This window comes from Enterocloster citroniae, from assembly GCF_040545455.1.
Lineage (GTDB): Bacteria > Bacillota > Clostridia > Lachnospirales > Lachnospiraceae > Enterocloster > Enterocloster citroniae.
In genome coordinates this window covers 55,680-73,157 of record NZ_JBEPLZ010000028.1, presented here as the reverse complement: position 1 = coordinate 73,157, position 17,478 = coordinate 55,680, and the positions used below count along the sequence as shown (strand labels likewise).

Here is a 17,478-nt window from a genome sequence, read left to right as displayed (position 1 = left end):
AGGAACCATGAAGTTGCAGTTGCAACTCTATGGCTCCCTGTTCATGTAATTCTAAGTGCAACAGCTTATGTTGCATTTAACTTTTCAATTAACCAAATCACCCAAATCAACTATGTTCAGCTGAAAGACCGGGCGTGTATTTATTCCATAATACAACAACAGCCACAGGGAAGCTATAATATCGCCTCCTGTGGCTGTCAAATCCTTAAAAACAATTTTCATCCATCCACTCTCCCTGTTTTATCATCTGGATAAACAGGGACGCTGCGGGGCTAAACATACGATTTTTCTTCCACAGCAGCACACTTCGGGTAGTGTGCTCCGGCAGGAGCGGGACGAACCGAAGTCCAGGACGGCTGCCTATGGCAAGGGCGCCGTCCAGACAAACAGCACATCCCATTCCCTCCTCAACCAGAAGCACTACATTGGATAGCAGCGTATAATTTGCAATAATATGCAGATGATTCTCATCCCGGCCAAACCAGTTCAATATTTCATTACGCACATTTTCACGTTTAGGCATTATCAGCTGATATTTTGCTGCCTCCTGCACAGTCATTGTTTTCCGTTGCGCAAAAGGGTGTTTTGTATTCACCAAAAGACCCCAGGTTTCTTTTTGGGAAATACGCATAAAATCATATTTTGTTTTGTCTATGGGTTCCAATACAAAGCCGATATCAACCAGACCTTTATCCACCCGGTCCTTCACATTATCTGCCATCTCATTATATAAATCAAACTGAACTAAAGGATACCGGTCTGCGAACTGCTTCATCATTTTAGCAAGAATAAGGCTTCCCTTGGCTTCTGAAGCTCCGATCACAATGACGCCTGAGATTCTGTCCTTTTCCAAGAACTCCCGTTCCGCGCGCTCCGTGAGTTCCACAATTTCCTCAGCACGCTGTTTGAATATGATTCCGTCATCTGTCAGATCCAATGAACGCTTTCCTCTGATAAACAGAGTGGTCCCCAGCTCCCGTTCCAATTCCATCAGCTGACGGCTGAGAGTGGGCTGGGTAATATGCAGAATATCAGCGGCCCTGGTTATGTTGTTTTCATTTACTGCTGTCAAAAAATACTTTAACACCCGGAGTTCCATATGATCCCACCTCGCTTTTTTTCATCATAACATGGCAAAAGGCAGATTACAAGGAACCCTTAGATTTTATCAATCATATACCCCAGGATTCAAAAACGCACCGTTTTCTGAAGTCCCCAAGAACAGTATCCCTGTCTCCGTATCTGGACTTCCGTCATCATATCCCACAAGCCACCCATCCAATTCAAGTTCAGCCGGCTGTCCGTCTGCCCCATCATGGATAACCGTCAGGTCACCAAAGAACCCAAATGTTTCCCCTGAAATGGTTCTTATGGTAATACTTGTCTCTCCACCCCCCTGCCATAGCGGGACTGAAGGACTTTTGGGAGCCGCTGACGCCCATATGGAAAAATTAAGGACGATGGATGCGACCACAATAAAGACCATCAGTATACTCTGTTTTCTCATTTTATGCCCTTTCCTGTACGCCCAGTTCGGTTATTTTTATAAGTTATTCTTATATTGTCCTTCTGTTTTTCATAGAACTGCTGTCATGTTTTCTTCTTCCGCGCCTGGGGTTTTTAGGAAACCATCCCCGCTCCACACGTTTTTCCTGCTCCTTGAGTTCAATAATACTCCACAGACAGCTGCAGCCCAACAGCCCCAGGATGATCGCTCCAATTTCCTGACGGACATTAAGGGAAGCCACAAGAAATAAAATGCCCAATACCAGAAAGAAGGGCCAGCATCGTGAGGAGAAGTGGTACTCTGCTTTTATCACAATAGGATGAAATAATCCAATACATACAAAACAGATAACAGCTGTCAAGATTCCTTCGTAGTTCATATGGTTACCTTCCTAACTTCATTTAGGTGCTATTCTATGATTCAGTCTTCCCCAGTACGGAGAAAAACTCCGTTAACATAGCCCTCCACATCACCATAGCGGATAAGAAACCACGTTTCACCTTCCTCCAGGATTTCACAGATACCATCTGCGGGGATCCTTCCAATGACAGCGGCATTGTCTTGGGCCTCTTCCCGGATATTCAGATAATCTGATACATCAGCAATCCCCTGATTTTCATAACCGGTCAAAGAATCCTGCTCCTCCGTTTCCTCAACTGGAAAAACAATCTGGGAAGGTGTTGCCGCCAGTAACTGGTCTGATTCCATAGTTGGCTCCATGGCTGTTTCAGAAGGCGGCACTGTTGGTATGTGATCTGCCTCCGATCTTTGTCCCGAGGCAATCAAGACTATGACAACCATCACCAACAATAACACAAACACTATTAACATTTTATAAATGAGGACCTGGCGGCGCCTGGCCCTGCGTTTTTTATTTTTCTTATTCTGCCAATCCTCCGGCATTTTGCTGTAGTAATCTTTTTTCATTGTTTTACTTACCCACGTGGAACCTATATCCGGCTCCCCAGACGGTCTGTATATGCCTCAAGCCATAAGAATCATCATCCAGTTTCTCCCGCAGCCGGTTTATATGTACGGTAACCGTGGCTGTGTTGCCAACCGAGTCTTCTCCCCAGATCCGCTCAAATATTGTGTTTTTGGAAAACACAATGTTGGGATTTTCAACAAGGAACTGCAGCAGCTCAAACTCTTTATTTGCCAGTATTATCTCCTGTCCGTTTAAAAACACCCGTCTCTGCCGCGGAAGGACCAGCAGTTCTCCCACATCAATCCCTCTTTCAAGTTCTTCCTCCTTCTGGTTCAGGAGCATTTCGTGAATATGGATATGTGTCCTCACCCTTGCCACCAATTCCGCAGGGCTGAACGGTTTTACCATATAATCGTCAGCCCCCAGTCCCAATCCCCGAAGCTTGTCCACTTCCTCCTTTTTGGCTGTTACCATAAGTATGGGGATGCTGGATTCCCTGCGCAGTTCCCGGCAAATATCAAGACCGCTTTTTCCAGGCAGCATAATGTCAAGGATCAGGGCATCATACTTTTCTTTTCTGACCATAGCCAGGATATGCGTACCGTTTTGCTGAATTTCTGCTTCAAAACCGCTTGCATTCAGATAATCACGCTCCAGTTCTGCAATTAAAATATCATCCTCCACAATCAAAACCTTACTCATCCATGTCTTCTCCTTTCAATGGTATACGGATGATCATTGTCAAACCATTTCGGTTTTCCGCACGAATCGTACCTCCATGGCTGTTTACGATCTCCTTTACAACTGCCAGACCGATCCCGCTTCCTTCCCCCGCATGGGTACGTGCCGCATCTGCCCGATAAAAGCTTTCAAAAATCCGTTCCAGGGATTCGGAAGGAACACCCGGACCGTCATCCGAAAATGTCAGTTCCGCCATTATACCATTGTCCGTCCGTCTCAGCCGGATACTTACCTGGGATTTTCTCTTGGTCCGGTATTTTATCGTATTGGTAAACAGATTGTCAAACACCCGTTTAAATTCACTGGTATCCAGCAAAACATAATACACGCCATCCTGGCATGAAAAATCTATGTTTACATTCTCTTTCTCCGCTTCCCCACGGTTTTCCCGCAGATAGGACTCAATATACCGTTTCAGATCCACCTGTTCCATCTGACAGCGGTACAGGCTGTTTTCAAGACGGTTATATTCCGACAGGCTGTCAACCAGCCGCTCCAGATCAGAGGTCCGGATCTTCATTGCAGCAAGATACCGTTTTCTCATTTGGGGCGTTGTGGCTATTCCTTCCAGCAGCCCATCCAGATATCCCCGGATGGAGGTAAGAGGTGTCCGCAGATCATGTGAAATACCCGATATCAAGTCTCTTCGTCTTTCCTCATATTCCATACGCTGCGCCACCGACTGCTTTAAATACTCCCTCATTTCATTAAACTCCTGGCATACCTTGCCGAATTCATCCTTTTTATCATAATCAATCTCCACGTCCAGATTTCCGTCACGGATCTCGTTTGCTCCAAAACTCAGTTTTTCCAATGGTTTTAATACACTTTTGGATATCCACCAGGACAGGGTCGCATTTACAAGAAGGATCAGGACAAAATACAGGAATGCAAAGATAAAAATATACCTCAGGATATATGACTGCAGATAGGATTTCATGTTCCCGTCCGTGTGATCATTGTTCACCGCAATGATGGAGCAGGAATCATCTCCCCGATAAAAGGTGTACTTGATCACCGACACGCTTTTCCTGCTGGCCGTGAGCATTTTTGCAGTATCCAGGGCGCTGCCGGCCACTGCCTGGGCCGCCTCCATATCGTCTTCCGATATGTTGGAATAAAGCTGCTCCCCGTTTTTCTTCACAAGGATATAATATCCCATATTGGCCAGCTCCAGCTCCAGGTTATTCATTTTCTCATTTTTATCAAATACCGCTGTCTCCCAGTCCCGTTCCCACAGTTCCTTCTTATAGGTATAGATCAGTCCCTGGGCGGACTGGATCCCATTTTCGTCCTTATACATAGTCTCCAGGGTATGCCAGTAACCTCCCCATGAGGTTTTCATACAAATAATGATCACCGCACCGGTAACCAGTATTGGTATGAACACCATCAATAGATTGGATAACCTGATTTTATGCCGTATGGTCATTGTAACTCTCCCCGCTTATCTGATCCTATTCTCTATTTTAAACCATAAACCTTATTTGTTCCAATACTTGTATGATATTACTTTTCATGCTTAAAAGGCATTGCTGGATATCCCGCCGTATAACCCGCCGTACGTCCAGCCGACTTTCAGGTTCCCCTGCGGGCTATAACTTCACTGGCTGTGGCCTCACTGGCTGTGGCTTCATTAACAGCCGTATCATTCGTGGCAATTCCCCCATCACCACTCTGCCGGTTCACAATATAGATTCCGGACAGACAGATAAGTCCGGTTAGGCAGACGGCCGCTGCCGCTGCCCTGATCTTGAATACCCGGCTCAGCGCTTTCTTCTTCCTTCGCCTGCTTCTTCCTCTCTCGTGATGTTTTTTCATCGTTTATACCATCCTTTTTCTATGAATAAAGAAAAACCGGACTCACACTGTAAGCCCGGCAATCAATATGGCTCGTGCCATAAAATGTTCCAGCACCAAATGGATTTGACAGACAGGGAGGATCTCTTGGTTTGTATGGTAACGTTGATATCCACCTGATGCAGGCAATCCTACGGCGATTTCCATATCATCCCCTGAACTATATCATGGAAAGATAAACAAGTGCTCTCAAAATTATAAACTTTTTAAAAACTCTGCATCTATACATACCACTGTCCCATCCTGTATATGTGGAAAAAGCAGTGATGGTACCATTTGAGCGCAATGGCTTTACCGCGGTGGAATGGGGAGGAAAGGAGATCTCTGCAGTCCCACATTCAAAACCAGTCCCAGTCCCAGATACAGGCTTACCAGCGAGGTAAGTCCATAGCTGACAAAGGGAAGGGTCAGGCCGGTATTGGGCAGCAGCCCTGTTACCACACTAAGGTTTACAAAGGACTGGCCTGCTATGAGGGCTGCCATACCGATGCAGATCAGCCTTCCTGATAAATCCTTTGTCTTTAAGCCGATCCGGATACACTCCTCCACGATTAGCGCCAGGAGAAGAAGGATCATCAGACAGCCCCAGAAGCCAAGCTCTTCCCCTGCCACGGCCATGATAAAGTCAGTATGGGGTTCGGGAAGGAAATTGCCGTTTTTTACGGACAAAGGACTGTCATTGCCAAGCCCTTTCCCCCATAGGCCGCCTGAACCAATTGCCATGACGGAGTTTCTCTGCTGATAGGAATCCTGGGCCCATTCCTGGGGAGACAGCCATGCCATGATACGGCGGTACTGATAGTCATTGATCAGCGTCTGACCGGGCCGTGTGACAAGAAACAGACCGGCTCCCCCAAGAGGTATTCCCAGAAGGAGCGCCCTGCCAATGATCCCATAGCCCAATCCGGCCATGAACAGCATGCACAGAAAGATCCAGACAAGTATAACCGCCGTGGAGAGGTCCGGCTGTTCCAGGATCAGTGCCGCCGGAGGCAGCAGCACGCCCACAAAGAAAAAAACATAAACGGCCCGATCCATTTTATCCTGAAAATCATGAAACAACCGGGCAAAAAAAACGATCAGAAGAATCTTGCTCATCTCCGAAGGCTGGAACCGCAGCGGACCGATCTCAATCCATCTGGCCGCGCCTCCTGATATGGCTCCCACAACGGACACGCCGAAAAGCAGGACCAGCGCTGCAGCATAGCAGCTCCAGCCATGTCCAATGAGAATCCTATAATCCACAATCGATACAGCTCCCATCACAAGCAGGCCCAACATAACTCCGGCAAGCTGCCTGTACTGATAAGACGGGCCGGCGCTTCCGATCAGGAGCACCCCTGCTCCGGAAAGAGCAAGAACACACAGGATCAGGAAAATATCATAGTCTTTAAACCTGTAAACTGTTGTTATTTTTCTCATAGGTCCTGTTCCTTCCATGGATCCATAGTTTCTTTAGTCTGTAAAGCTGTTGCCGCTGTTCTCCGGGACTTCGGCCCGTCCTGTTAAAAGCTGCTCCTCGTCCTCCAGCCCAAAATAATATTTAAAAATGTCCGAGGTCACTTCCACTGCATTGGAGGAGGAATAGCCGTAAGCGATCCTGGTGGCCACTGCGATCTCCGGCTGTTCATAGGGGGCATAGCCGATAAAAAGGGCATGGTTGGGTCTTGTACGGTTCTGCTGTGCGGTTCCTGTTTTTCCCGCAACCGCCATGGGCAATTCTCTTAGGATCCGGTTGTTCCCGGCCACCAGCTCCATTCCCTCTGCAATGGTATCCCAAGCAGAGGGGACGATCTCATCCAGTGTCTGGTTTTCCTTTGGAGCGGCCGGGCGTATTGCTCCCTCAGCGCCTTCCTGTATCCTCTGGATCAGGGTGAGTTGGTACAGAGTCCCTTTATTGGCCAGCGCAGCCGCATACCGGGCCAGCTGTGTTGTGGTATAGTTATGGTTGCTCTGTCCAATGGATGCTGTGACAGGAAATTCATCAGCAATCTGTGGAGCGCTTTCGGAAATTTCAATCCCCGAATTTTCATTGAGACCAAACATTTCCCCATAGCGGGCAATGACTTCTGTTCCCTTGCTTTCCTGATAAATGCCGTTGTCCAGACTTAATTCATATCCCAGGGTATAGAAGAAATAATTACAGGAATCGCGGATCGCCTCCACCACATTGATGGCTCCATGGGTTGCACCGGAAGGATAGATCCAACACCTGGGGCTTGGGGTGACCAGTTCAAAGATACCCTGGTCCTCGATCAGCCTGTCTGGGGTTATGATCTGCTCAGTCAGTCCCGCAGCCACGGTTATGGGCTTAAAAGTGGATCCCGGCGCTGTCCGCTGCTGGGTCGCGTTGTTATAAAGGGGCAGGGATGCGTCATTTAACAGCTGGTTATAATAGTCACCGTCCATGGTATTTGCCAGCCGGTTGTTATCATAGCCCGGATAGGTGACGCTGGCCAGAACCTCCCCTGTATTGGGATCAACCACAACACTGGATGCCGTAGAGGGATCCAGGGCCAGCTGGGCCGGGGTGATCTCCAGGTTTTGTATCTTCTCACGAATGAAGCGGTATGCATTGTCTGTCCCATTTCCTAAATTTTCATGATCATTTCCCGTATCAGCTACCACCCCCTGTTCCAGCAGTATGCGGCAGATCTGTTCTCCGGTGATCACTCCCCTGTGGATAAGCAGCCGGTACAACAGCCGGTCAAAATCCTCATCCTCCTGCAGTCCGGTCAGGATCATGGCCTCCAGCTGTCTCAGGTTTTCCTCAAGCATGGAGTAGGAACCCTCTTCCGGAAAACCGTGCGCATTGATAAAACCCTGAGCAATCCCGTTTTGCAAAAATTCTTTCAGGCTGATCTCCTGTTCCTGCCATTGTCTGTAGGTCTCACCGGCACGGTCCGCCTCGTCCCGTTTGTAGATTTCCATGCGTGCAAGCAGTTCCAGGATATAATCCATGCCCTCCTGCATATCTTCCTCCAGTGACCCGTATGGAAGTTCCATTCCCCCTCCCAGACGGTCCAGATATTCCGACTTGTGCTCCTCAAACATCCGGAACAGGTTCCTTTCCTCCATACCGGCGTCATCTCTTCCCAACCGCTCTATATCTATCACATGGTTGCTGATCAGTGCATAATATACATCCTGTACCGGTATGTTTAAATTACTGCTGTCCTCCTGTGAGGGCACAATGTTGGCCAGAAGGATGCCGGCCAGTTTCTGCTCCAGCAGACAGTACACGGCCTTCTGCAGATCCCTGTCAATGGTCAGGTAGACATTGCGGCCCGTAGAAGCGGCTTCTGTCTCTAAAACCTCCGTTACCCTTCCAACATTGTCCACATAGAAGCGCTGGCCGCCGTTTCTACCATGCAGTTCCTCTTCCATTGCCTGCTCCATTCCCGCCTTTCCCACTATGTCGTTCCTGTCATACAGAATCCCCCGGCTCTGGAATGAGGCCAGCTCTTCCTCGGAAACAGGGCCTGTGTATCCCAGGATATGGGCAAAGTACAGGCTGTCGGTATAGCGCCTTATGGTCTGTTCGGAAATGTCCACGCCTGGAAGCTCCGCCTGGTTTTCCAGGACAGCCGTCATGGTCTTTAGACTTACATTCTCTGCCAGGTTTGTTTTCCTGTATCTCTGATACTGGTTGTCCGCCATGTCGTACCGGATGGAAACAAGTTTAAGCAGATCCTCCCCGGACAGCTCATCTGAAATCCCATACATGGGATCAGAACACAGATATGCAATGACCTGCTCTGCTGTGGCTTCACCTTCTTCATAGCCCAGACGCCCGTTGTAAGCCAGGTCCTCAACACGGGCATGGCCATACACGTCCGCCAGGAAACGCAAAAGCCGGTTCCCTTCAACGGTAAACTCATATTCCTGTGATCCGGAAACAGCAATGGGAAGCCTCTGCAGAACGGAATCTCCGTTTCCCTCAATCAGCAGGATCGACTGCCGGATGGTCCTGTTCAATGTCTCGTTCCTGGTGCGGCGATTTTCATATGCCCCGCTGTCCTCTATGGTTACAGAATAGGCAGGTCGTTATATGCCAGCTGGTTGCCGTTCCTGTCATAAATATTCCCTCTGCTGCCGTGATAAATTTCCTCACGCTCCACCTGGGATTGGAACGCCTGCCGGTAATATGCTCCGTTTAAGATCTGCAGGCTGAAGAAACGTCTGAGAAGGATCAAAAACATGGCTAACAGAACGATGCAGAACAGACAGATTCTTTTTTTTACTAAGTACCGGATCATCTGTATCATTATGCATCCTCCCACTTATGAATCATACAGCCGTATCTGTGTTTTTACCCTGAATACCAACTCCGATAAGCTGAACGGCTTGCGAAGGAAATCATCAGCCCCGATCTCCTGTACTATGTCCTGTATCCCTGTCTTTGCGGATACAATGATAATGGGGGTCCGGAATTTTTTTCTGATCTCTTTACATAGTTCAATCCCGCTTTTTCCCGGCAGCATCACATCCAGGATAAAGGCATGAAAATCCCCCGTCCCGGCCAGATTAAGCCCTGTATCCCCATCAAAAGCAATTGCCACCTCAAAGCCTTCTTTTTCAAGATAATCACGTTCCAGCTGTGCGATCAATTCATCATCTTCCACTATCAGGATTTTTTTCATTGTGTCCTCCTTTCTTTTTGCAGTATACTCTCGGGATATCCTGGTCCTCAGATTTGTATGCGGCCGGCAAAAAAACAGCCGTAAAGACGGGTGCCGGGGAGACTGCGAGCGTATACTTGTATAGACAAAAACAGGCTTCCTTTTGAAACCTGCTGTTGTCAAAGTACACTTATTATAGGTTTATATGAATTTGGCACTTGTACTGCATCACCTGTACTGCATCGGTACATAAGGAGTATAATCTTTAAAAATAACATGTGCCTAACACAGGGATAAACTTTTTATAAATTCTTCCCTAAAGCGAGAACCGGGAGCAGTGATTCTCCTCCCACGGAAAAACCATGTCCAAAGAAGCCGCTTAGAGCAAATCGCTTAGAACAAATCGCTTAGATGAAATCGTTTAGAGCAAATGTCACTCCGGAATCACCTTCCTAAGGGTATCCTGCAGTATCTCTACATCAATGGGCTTGGATACATGAGCGTTCATCCCTGACTCCATGGACGCCTGTACATCCTCAGCAAAGGCATTGGCGGTCATTGCAATGATGGGGATCCTTTTGGCATCCGCCCTGCCCCATCCCCGTATGGTCCGCGTGGCTTCATATCCGTTCATCTCCGGCATCTGGATATCCATCAGGATCGCGTCATAAGTACCCGGCTCTGTATTTTTAAATTCCTGAACGGTCTGCCGGCCGTCTGCACGGACCACGGAACTGGCACCCAGCATTTCCAATATGCCGCAGGTGATCTCCGCATTGATGGCATTGTCTTCCGCCACAAGGATCCGGCAGCCTGCCAGAACTGGTTTCTTAGCCGGACCGGCTTCCTGCTCCCGGCCTTCCCTCTGCCTGCCTTCTTCCTCCGCCAATTCCGCCTCCAGCTCTATGACAAAGACCGTACCCTCTCCCAGTCCGCTCTCCACTTTAATACTGCCGCCCAGCAAGTCTACCATCCCCTTGACGATATTCAGTCCAAGGCCGCTTCCCTCTATTCCGGAAGCATTGCTGCTGCGGCTGAACGGTTCAAACATATGGGAAAGAAATTCCTGGGACATACCGATTCCCGTATCGGAGACGGTAAACCGATAACGGACATCCCCTTTCTTTTGAGCCCCGATCTCTTCCGCCAGGAAATCCACACGTCCGCCTTGCTCGGTGTACTTAACTGCATTTCCCAAAATATTTAACAGGATCTGATTTAAACGCAGCACATCTCCATAAAAATATGGATGGGCAATCCCCTGCATCCTGATCTCCATCTTAAGTCCGGCCGTCTTTGCCTGGGGCATCATCATGGAAGACAGCCGTTCCAGCAGCTCGGGAAGGGATACCACCATGCGGACCAGTTTGATCTTTGACTGTTCCAGTCCGTTGACATCCAGGATATCGTTTACCAGGCTTAACAGATGTCTGGAGGAGGTGGATATCTTTTTCAGGCAGTCCATAACCCGTTGGGGATCATCAAAGTGCGCCACTGCAAGTTCCGTCATGCCTGTGATGGCATTAAGCGGAGTCCGTATATCATGGCTCATAGCGGACAGGAAATCACTTTTTGCCCGGTTGGCCTCCTCCGCCAGTTCCAGCGCTGTCTCCAGTTCCTGTTTGGATGTCCGCTCAGCCATCAGAATATCAGTCACATCCATTCTCACAAGGCAGATGGTCCTATGGTCGTGGTCGCCCCACAGAACATTGACCTGCTTATACCGAAGTCCTTCCTCCCCTTGGTAAGGCACGACAAAATCATAGCCTGAGGGCGACTGTTCCAACCGCCTGGTCATGGTATCCAATAAAAACTGTTCCCTTAGTTCAGGGGATGTCTCATCTCCGTATGCCTCCGCCAGCCTGCACAAGGACTTTTGGTAGTCCTCCACAAGGTATGGGGAAAGGTTTTCCAGGACGGTCTGGCGTGTATACATGATGAGTGATCCCTTTTGTATGTTGATGAATCCGGCCAGATCAAATGTATAAGCGATCATGTTAAGCAGTCCCTGCTGTTCCCGCACAGAATCCGTAATGTCGATCCTGGACAGGCAGATCCGCTTCAGCCGCAGGTCAATGGGGGATACGGTAATGTTCTTGGTGCGGATGTCCCCCTTTCCGTCCACAACAGAAAAGGACAATGTATAAGCGTTTTCCTCCCGCAGCCGTTTCAGCATAGTGTCCGGCTCCAGCCCCCTCTCGTAGTTCTCCCTATCCCTTGGAACAATGGCGGTGTCAAGCATATGCTTCATCCATTTTGAATGGCTGCCCCGGGAAGGCGGAACGCAATGCGCATTCTTGTTACAGGACAGCAATTGGTACGTATCCTGGTAAAGGTCCACGTCCGCCACAAAATCATAACCGGATACCGTAAGCTGATGAAGGACCCTTTCAGCGGCGATCCGCTCCGTAATATCCACCACGGTCAGGATTCCCGTGACATCACCGCTGCCCGGCGTCTCCACCATACTCATCTTGACCTGGGCATAGCGGCCTATCTCCTCGTTGGGCAATTGTATAAAATACTCTCTCACCTGGTCCGTATCATTCCGTTCAAAGGCTGCCAGCGCCGGTTCACGGCTGTAGATACCAAGGAAATCCCGCCGTTCCTTTTCATCCACGATCAGTTCTGAAAGGCCAATAAAGAACTCCTCCCGTATGATCCCATACCTGCTCTTTAAACCCTGCCCGGTGTGGTCTATGATCTCCATGACCTGGTTTTGCGTGATATTGCAATGCCCTACCAGCAGCGCATTGGGAGCTGGTTTCTGGTAATGCCTTAAGAGCAGCTGGTCATACCGCTGCCAGACACTGTCCCTTTCCTCCACCTCCTTTGATATATCATGATAAACCGCATATAAGCATTTTTCTCCATCCTCACCCAGGATCAACGAGAAACTGGTTCTCACCCAAACGTACTTCTCCGGGCCTTTCCTGATCCTATATTCCATTATAAAATGCTCCCGGTCTTTTGCAATGTGTTCAACGATCTCCTTCTCCGCCCGCCCACGGTCATCAGGATGCACCCCCATCAAAGCGTCCTGTCGGTAGAAGCTCAATGCCTCCGTCTGGGTCATGTCGGTCAATTCCGCAAACCCTTCCGATAAGTATTCGGGAATGATCGTACCGTCTTTTTTAATCCGGATAACCGCAACGCCTCCGGGAAGGTTTTTGATCACAGTCTGGAAATACTGTTTTTCACCCGCGGAAACCAGCTTTGCTTCCATCCTCTGCTGCCGCTGTCCATCGGCATATATATGGTCCCCCTGCAAATCCATTTTCCTTTTGGAAGAGTTCTGGGATTTCATGGCGAACTGACGCAAAAGTATTTCAAATTCCTCATATGGCATGGGCTTTGCAAAGTAATATCCCTGCCCATAGTCACAGCCGAACTGGCTGAGCCGCTCCAGCTGTTCCCTGGTCTCCACCCCTTCGGCCACCACGCTTAGATCCATGGAACCGGCCAATCCCATAATAAACCGGAGGATCCCCTGGTGGACCGGCTTAGCCGTCTCATTTTGAATGAACTTCATATCCAGCTTCAGCACATCCAAGGGCATTTGGTTGATCATATTAAGGGAAGAATACCCGCTGCCAAAATCATCCATCTCGATCACAAAGCCCAGTTCCCTGAGATGGGTAACCGTATCGATGATCTGCTTTGGGTTTTCCGTATAAGCGCTTTCCGTAATCTCCAGATGGAGCCTTGAGGAAGCCAGACCGTATTTGCCCACCAAATTGGTCAGCACATCCGCCAGTTCCGCATTATAGATATCCGCACGGGATACATTCACTGAAATAGACAGCTGGGGATAGCCCTTTTGATCCCAATCCCGCAGCATGGCGCAGGCTTTGTCCCATACAAACTGGTCCAGCTTTGTGATAAAGCCGTTCTGCTCAAACAAGGGGATGAACTGGCCCGGGGACATGATTCCCAGTTTCGGATGATTCCACCGTATCAATGCCTCCGCTCCTGCCAGGGCAGTGTCCCTGATCCTGTACTTGGGCTGCAGATAAACCTTAAACTGCCCTTTTGCCAGGGCAGTCTCCATGCTGTCCGTGATCGCCTGCTCCAGCAAAAGCCTGCTGCGCAGCTGCTCATCATAATAAGCAAAATATCTTCCATACTGCCCCTTGATGCTTTGGGCGGCCAACAGCGCCCAATCACACATCTGCTCTATGGAAAGACCATGGTCCACACCGGAATAGATCCCCCATTTCATCACAACGTTCCTGCTGCTGCTCAGCTCATTGATCCGGTCCGAAACCTCCCGGAACCACTCCTGACTGTATTGGGTCTGGTGTTCCAGCAGGCAGACAAACTTGTCTGAATTCAGCCGTCCGCAGATTCCTCTTTCGCCCACCATGCTTACGTACATATCCGCTATCCCGCGGAGAATCTGGTCGCCGGCGGGAACACCGAAGATATCATTGACCAATTTAAAATTTTCAATATCGGAACAGATGATGTCATACTCCTGATCCGGCTGTTGATTGAGAAATGTCTTGACCCGCTGATAAAAAAACTCCTTGGTGTACAGTCCGGTCAGCCGGTCATACTGCAAGAGATTGACAATGGAGGCCGTCTCCCGCAGATTGATGATGTTGGCCATCCGATGCAGGATCACTTCCGGTTTATAGGGCTTCACAACAAAATCCGTTGCCCCGTAGGATAAAGCAGTGACCTCATCGGACTCGCTGTCGCTTTGGGTCGTGACGATCACCGGAACCGAGGCATACAGGGGATCTGCCTTGACAATGGAAAGAAAGGTATAGCCATCCATGACAGGCATGTTGATGTCCAGCAGGATCAGGGAAATTTCTTCACCGTATTGCTTTAGGATGTTAAGGGCAGCCTGTCCGTCCTGGGCTTCCAGAACCTCATAAATAGATGCGGAGGTCAAAATACCACACAGCATCATACGGTTCATCCTATTATCCTCCACCACCATAATCTTTTTCCTCGACATCATGATCCACTCCCTTCCGATACGGCATCTGAACATATCCCGTCATGTTTCCTTGTTTGTCTCCTTTGCGGGCAGACACTTGATAAACTCCGGTTCAGGAACCGGACGGCCATACAGATATCCCTGGGCCAGCCCGCACCCCAGGCTTTTAAGCAGCATGGCCTGTTCCTCTGTTTCAACCCCCTCAGCGATGATCTGCAGGTTCAGCTCCTTTGCCAGATTGATCACCAGACCCATGACGGTCTGCCTGCGCGCTTCATGGTCAGCCCTGCCTAAGAACCTCATATCCATCTTCATCACATCAATGGGCAGTTCATAAAGGATGTTAAGGGAAGAATAGCCGCTTCCAAAGTCATCCATCTCAATCACGAAGCCTGCCTTTTTCAGCCTCTTGATCGCCATAAGCATCTGTGCCGCGTCCCTCACATAGACGGATTCTGTGATCTCCAGGTGCAGCTCTCCGGGGGATAAGCCATATTTTTTAGTCAACTGGGCCAGCCGGTCCGGAAGATCCTCGTGATACAGATCTGTCCTGGACACATTTACGGAAACCGGTATCTCAGTAAGGCCCTCCATCCTCCACCCATGCATCATGCAGCATGCCTTTTCCCATACATACAGGTCCATGGTATAGATGAAACCGTTCCGTTCAAACGCAGGAATAAAATCGTCCGGGGGAATGATACCCAGTTTGGGATGGTTCCAGCGGACCAATGCCTCCGCCCCAATGATCTTTCCTGTATCGATCTCCACCTTTGGCTGCAGGCAGACCATGAACTCCTCCTTTTCAAGGGACTCCACCATGGCATTGACGATCTTCTGCTCCATTATCATCTTCCCATGCATTTCATCATTAAACTGTATCATCCTGCGGTCATAATTCCCCTTGATGCTGGCGGCAGCTAAGAGTGCGCGGTCGCACATCCGTTCAATGGCAAGTTCCCTTTCTTCAATACGGTAAATCCCAATCTTGATCTGCAGACGCATGGGCAGGGGGTAATTTTCCAAAAAGGAGCAGATACTCCTGTCCAGACTCCCATAGTCCTCCTCCCTTACAAGCATCATAAAGAAGGTGTCCGCCCTGGCCCTTGTCATAAGTTTCAGTTCATCTGTCTGAACGCCTGTAAGGGTCGCGGACAGGTCCATAAGAAGCTGATCCCCCGCCACCGTGCCAAAGACATCATTGACGATTTTAAACTGTTCAATATCCACTGCAATGATATCATACTCCTGCTGCAGATGAGCATGGAGTGCGGCGGCCGCCCGGTCACAAAAAGCTTTTTCCGTATATAAGCCGGTGAGTGTGTCCCGCTCCAGCATCTCGATCATGCCCTTTGCCTTCCATGTCTCATCCAGCAGTCTCTGAAGCTGGGCATAGGTTTTAGCCTGTGTCCTCTGGTAATTGATCAGCTGGCTGTTCAGCTTCTGGATCTCGTAGTAACCCGCTCCATAGTCCTCCTGCCCAGTGGTTTCCCGGACAGTTTCCAAAGCTGACAGGACCAGTTCCACAAAACGGGACAGATGGGAGCCATCCACATCATAGGCCAAAAAAAGCAATTGGGAATCAATGCTTCTGACCGTAACATAAACCAGAGGGTTCCCCTCTGCCTTTATAGGAAGGCGCAGGGAATCCTCACAGCCTGACTGCCCGCAAAGCAGGGCGTCCAGTTTTTCTCCATTTTCAAACAGATGCCTTACATCCTTTCCCTCATTTATAATGCCAATGGGGACACTGCGGATCACACGTTTTACAATTCCGCATTTGTCACATAACGCAATATATACGATCATATTTTATTATCCGCCCATGCCACAAGTTCTTTTGCATCCTTTGTGTAAATATCCACATCCCAGCTCTTCCATATCTCCGTCTCTTCAAAGGCATGTCCCCCTACCGCTATCCTAACCTGGGGACATGTGGTCCGCAGCCGCTGCACAGCGTCCCTGCACAGCGGCAGATGCTGGGGCATGGTCACGGATAATGCCACCAGTGCCGGGGCATGTTCCCTTACCGCGTTCTCAACCGCCTCAACAGGGACCGCGGCTCCCAGATAAATGCTGTCCCATCCGCTGTATTCAAACATGTCAGCCACCATGCGGGCGCCTATTTCGTGGAGTTCGCTGCCCACACATGCCACCAGCACCTTTTTCCCCTTCCGCTGCTGATTAAAGATCAGGGGATAAAGCTGGGAAAGGGACATTTGGGTGATGGAGGTACAGTAGTGTTCCATATCCACAGAGATCTGGTGGCTGTGCCACAGGTCCCCTACCCTTCGCATTGCCTCCGCCACGATATCCACGCAGATATCGCTGAGGGGAATGCCGGTTTTTGCATATTCCGTAATAAGGGCCATAGCCTCTTTGGTGTCCGCCTGCAGCATACAGTCTAAATACCGGGCAATCTCCTGTTCATATGATTCGGATACCTCCTGCTGTTGGCTGCCGCAGGCACATTCCTCCACGGTAGCGCGGACCGCACAGTCAAGAAGCCTGTGAAGCTTTGTCTGTTTATCATCTGTAACCGGCTCCATGCAGCTTCGGATCAGCTCATAATGGTCCACCATGATATCCCTGACCCGTTCCCTGGTACAATAAGACATAAGGGGGATGAGCAGCTGGAAGAGCCATCTGGCATACCGCTCAAATATCCCTTCGTCTTCCAGTTCCAGGGCAGTATAAAGGAAATCCACATTGTACTGCACATCCTGGTACATTTTCTGTCTTGCCCGCCCGTCCAGTTCCTCCTGAAGGCGGGTATCCGCCCTGAGCTGACGGGTAAATATTTCATTGGTCAATCGCTGGAATTTGGGATCATGTCCCATTAACAACAGCCCCATTGTTTCTTTGCCTC

The 17,478-nt window shown here is 49.3% G+C and carries 14 protein-coding genes; all 14 read right to left on the bottom strand.

From position 1 onward, the window contains the following. Nucleotides 1-205 precede the first annotated feature (205 nt). The 14 genes from ABID13_RS24715 to ABID13_RS24650 all read right to left on the bottom strand — a co-directional run bounded on the left by ABID13_RS24715 (nucleotide 206) and on the right by ABID13_RS24650 (nucleotide 17,464). The gene (locus ABID13_RS24715; RefSeq protein ID WP_048930390.1) at nucleotides 206-1,099 is read right to left on the bottom strand and encodes a LysR family transcriptional regulator; all 894 of its coding nucleotides are present in this window, start codon (nucleotides 1,097-1,099) and stop codon (nucleotides 206-208) included. Between the two features lie 69 nt (nucleotides 1,100-1,168). After that, entirely contained in the window at nucleotides 1,169-1,507 is a 339-nt protein-coding gene (locus ABID13_RS24710; protein WP_007870899.1) for a hypothetical protein, read from the bottom strand. Nucleotides 1,508-1,556: 49 nt separating this feature from the next. Further along, nucleotides 1,557-1,886 (bottom strand): DUF4491 family protein, encoded by a 330-nt coding sequence (locus ABID13_RS24705; protein WP_007870897.1) that lies wholly within the window; start codon nucleotides 1,884-1,886, stop codon nucleotides 1,557-1,559. A gap of 41 nt (nucleotides 1,887-1,927) precedes the next feature. After that, nucleotides 1,928-2,434: an SH3 domain-containing protein gene (locus ABID13_RS24700; protein ID WP_040417677.1), complete on the bottom strand. Its 507-nt coding sequence runs from the start codon at nucleotides 2,432-2,434 to the stop codon at nucleotides 1,928-1,930. Between the two features lie 4 nt (nucleotides 2,435-2,438). Further along, a complete protein-coding gene (locus tag ABID13_RS24695; protein WP_048930389.1) occupies nucleotides 2,439-3,137 on the bottom strand; it encodes a response regulator transcription factor in 699 nt (232 codons plus the stop codon). Beyond that, nucleotides 3,130-4,608, bottom strand: coding sequence for a sensor histidine kinase (locus ABID13_RS24690; RefSeq protein WP_048930388.1), 1,479 nt, complete (start codon nucleotides 4,606-4,608; stop codon nucleotides 3,130-3,132). The genes ABID13_RS24695 and ABID13_RS24690 overlap by 8 nt, the downstream gene beginning before the upstream one ends. A gap of 146 nt (nucleotides 4,609-4,754) precedes the next feature. Continuing rightward, the gene (locus ABID13_RS24685) at nucleotides 4,755-4,997 is read right to left on the bottom strand and encodes a hypothetical protein (protein ID WP_048930387.1); all 243 of its coding nucleotides are present in this window, start codon (nucleotides 4,995-4,997) and stop codon (nucleotides 4,755-4,757) included. Nucleotides 4,998-5,327: 330 nt separating this feature from the next. Then, the gene (locus ABID13_RS24680; protein WP_007870883.1) at nucleotides 5,328-6,458 is read right to left on the bottom strand and encodes an FtsW/RodA/SpoVE family cell cycle protein; all 1,131 of its coding nucleotides are present in this window, start codon (nucleotides 6,456-6,458) and stop codon (nucleotides 5,328-5,330) included. Nucleotides 6,459-6,491: 33 nt separating this feature from the next. Continuing rightward, on the bottom strand, nucleotides 6,492-9,014 hold the full coding sequence (locus ABID13_RS24675; protein ID WP_048930386.1) for a penicillin-binding transpeptidase domain-containing protein: 2,523 nt from the start codon (nucleotides 9,012-9,014) through the stop codon (nucleotides 6,492-6,494). 50 nt (nucleotides 9,015-9,064) lie between these two features. Then, complete coding sequence (locus tag ABID13_RS24670) at nucleotides 9,065-9,304, bottom strand: hypothetical protein (protein WP_048930385.1); 240 nt, start codon at nucleotides 9,302-9,304, stop codon at nucleotides 9,065-9,067. Between the two features lie 15 nt (nucleotides 9,305-9,319). Next, nucleotides 9,320-9,679, bottom strand: coding sequence for a response regulator transcription factor (locus tag ABID13_RS24665; RefSeq protein ID WP_007870877.1), 360 nt, complete (start codon nucleotides 9,677-9,679; stop codon nucleotides 9,320-9,322). A 412-nt stretch (nucleotides 9,680-10,091) separates the two neighbouring features. Next, complete coding sequence (locus ABID13_RS24660; RefSeq protein ID WP_082173950.1) at nucleotides 10,092-14,630, bottom strand: EAL domain-containing protein; 4,539 nt, start codon at nucleotides 14,628-14,630, stop codon at nucleotides 10,092-10,094. Between the two features lie 39 nt (nucleotides 14,631-14,669). After that, nucleotides 14,670-16,418, bottom strand: coding sequence for a putative bifunctional diguanylate cyclase/phosphodiesterase (locus tag ABID13_RS24655; RefSeq protein ID WP_048930384.1), 1,749 nt, complete (start codon nucleotides 16,416-16,418; stop codon nucleotides 14,670-14,672). Beyond that, nucleotides 16,415-17,464 carry a cobalamin B12-binding domain-containing protein gene (locus ABID13_RS24650; RefSeq protein WP_048930383.1) on the bottom strand — a complete coding sequence of 350 codons (1,050 nt, stop codon included), beginning with the start codon at nucleotides 17,462-17,464 and terminating at the stop codon, nucleotides 16,415-16,417. The genes ABID13_RS24655 and ABID13_RS24650 overlap by 4 nt, the downstream gene beginning before the upstream one ends. Nucleotides 17,465-17,478 lie beyond the last annotated feature (14 nt).

Excerpts from the sequence above, each read along its gene's own strand:
- ABID13_RS24715 (WP_048930390.1), bottom strand. The coding sequence starts at position 1,099 with ATGGAACTCCGGGTGTTAAAGTATTTTTTGACAGCAGTAAATGAAAAC.
- ABID13_RS24710 (WP_007870899.1), bottom strand. The coding sequence starts at position 1,507 with ATGAGAAAACAGAGTATACTGATGGTCTTTATTGTGGTCGCATCCATC.
- ABID13_RS24705 (WP_007870897.1), bottom strand. The coding sequence starts at position 1,886 with ATGAACTACGAAGGAATCTTGACAGCTGTTATCTGTTTTGTATGTATT.
- ABID13_RS24700 (WP_040417677.1), bottom strand. The coding sequence starts at position 2,434 with ATGAAAAAAGATTACTACAGCAAAATGCCGGAGGATTGGCAGAATAAG.
- ABID13_RS24695 (WP_048930389.1), bottom strand. The coding sequence starts at position 3,137 with ATGAGTAAGGTTTTGATTGTGGAGGATGATATTTTAATTGCAGAACTG.
- ABID13_RS24690 (WP_048930388.1), bottom strand. The coding sequence starts at position 4,608 with ATGACCATACGGCATAAAATCAGGTTATCCAATCTATTGATGGTGTTC.
- ABID13_RS24685 (WP_048930387.1), bottom strand. The coding sequence starts at position 4,997 with ATGAAAAAACATCACGAGAGAGGAAGAAGCAGGCGAAGGAAGAAGAAA.
- ABID13_RS24680 (WP_007870883.1), bottom strand. The coding sequence starts at position 6,458 with ATGAGAAAAATAACAACAGTTTACAGGTTTAAAGACTATGATATTTTC.
- ABID13_RS24670 (WP_048930385.1), bottom strand. The coding sequence starts at position 9,304 with ATGATACAGATGATCCGGTACTTAGTAAAAAAAAGAATCTGTCTGTTC.
- ABID13_RS24665 (WP_007870877.1), bottom strand. The coding sequence starts at position 9,679 with ATGAAAAAAATCCTGATAGTGGAAGATGATGAATTGATCGCACAGCTG.
- ABID13_RS24660 (WP_082173950.1), bottom strand. The coding sequence starts at position 14,630 with ATGATGTCGAGGAAAAAGATTATGGTGGTGGAGGATAATAGGATGAAC.
- ABID13_RS24655 (WP_048930384.1), bottom strand. The coding sequence starts at position 16,418 with ATGATCGTATATATTGCGTTATGTGACAAATGCGGAATTGTAAAACGT.
- ABID13_RS24650 (WP_048930383.1), bottom strand. The coding sequence starts at position 17,464 with ATGGGGCTGTTGTTAATGGGACATGATCCCAAATTCCAGCGATTGACC.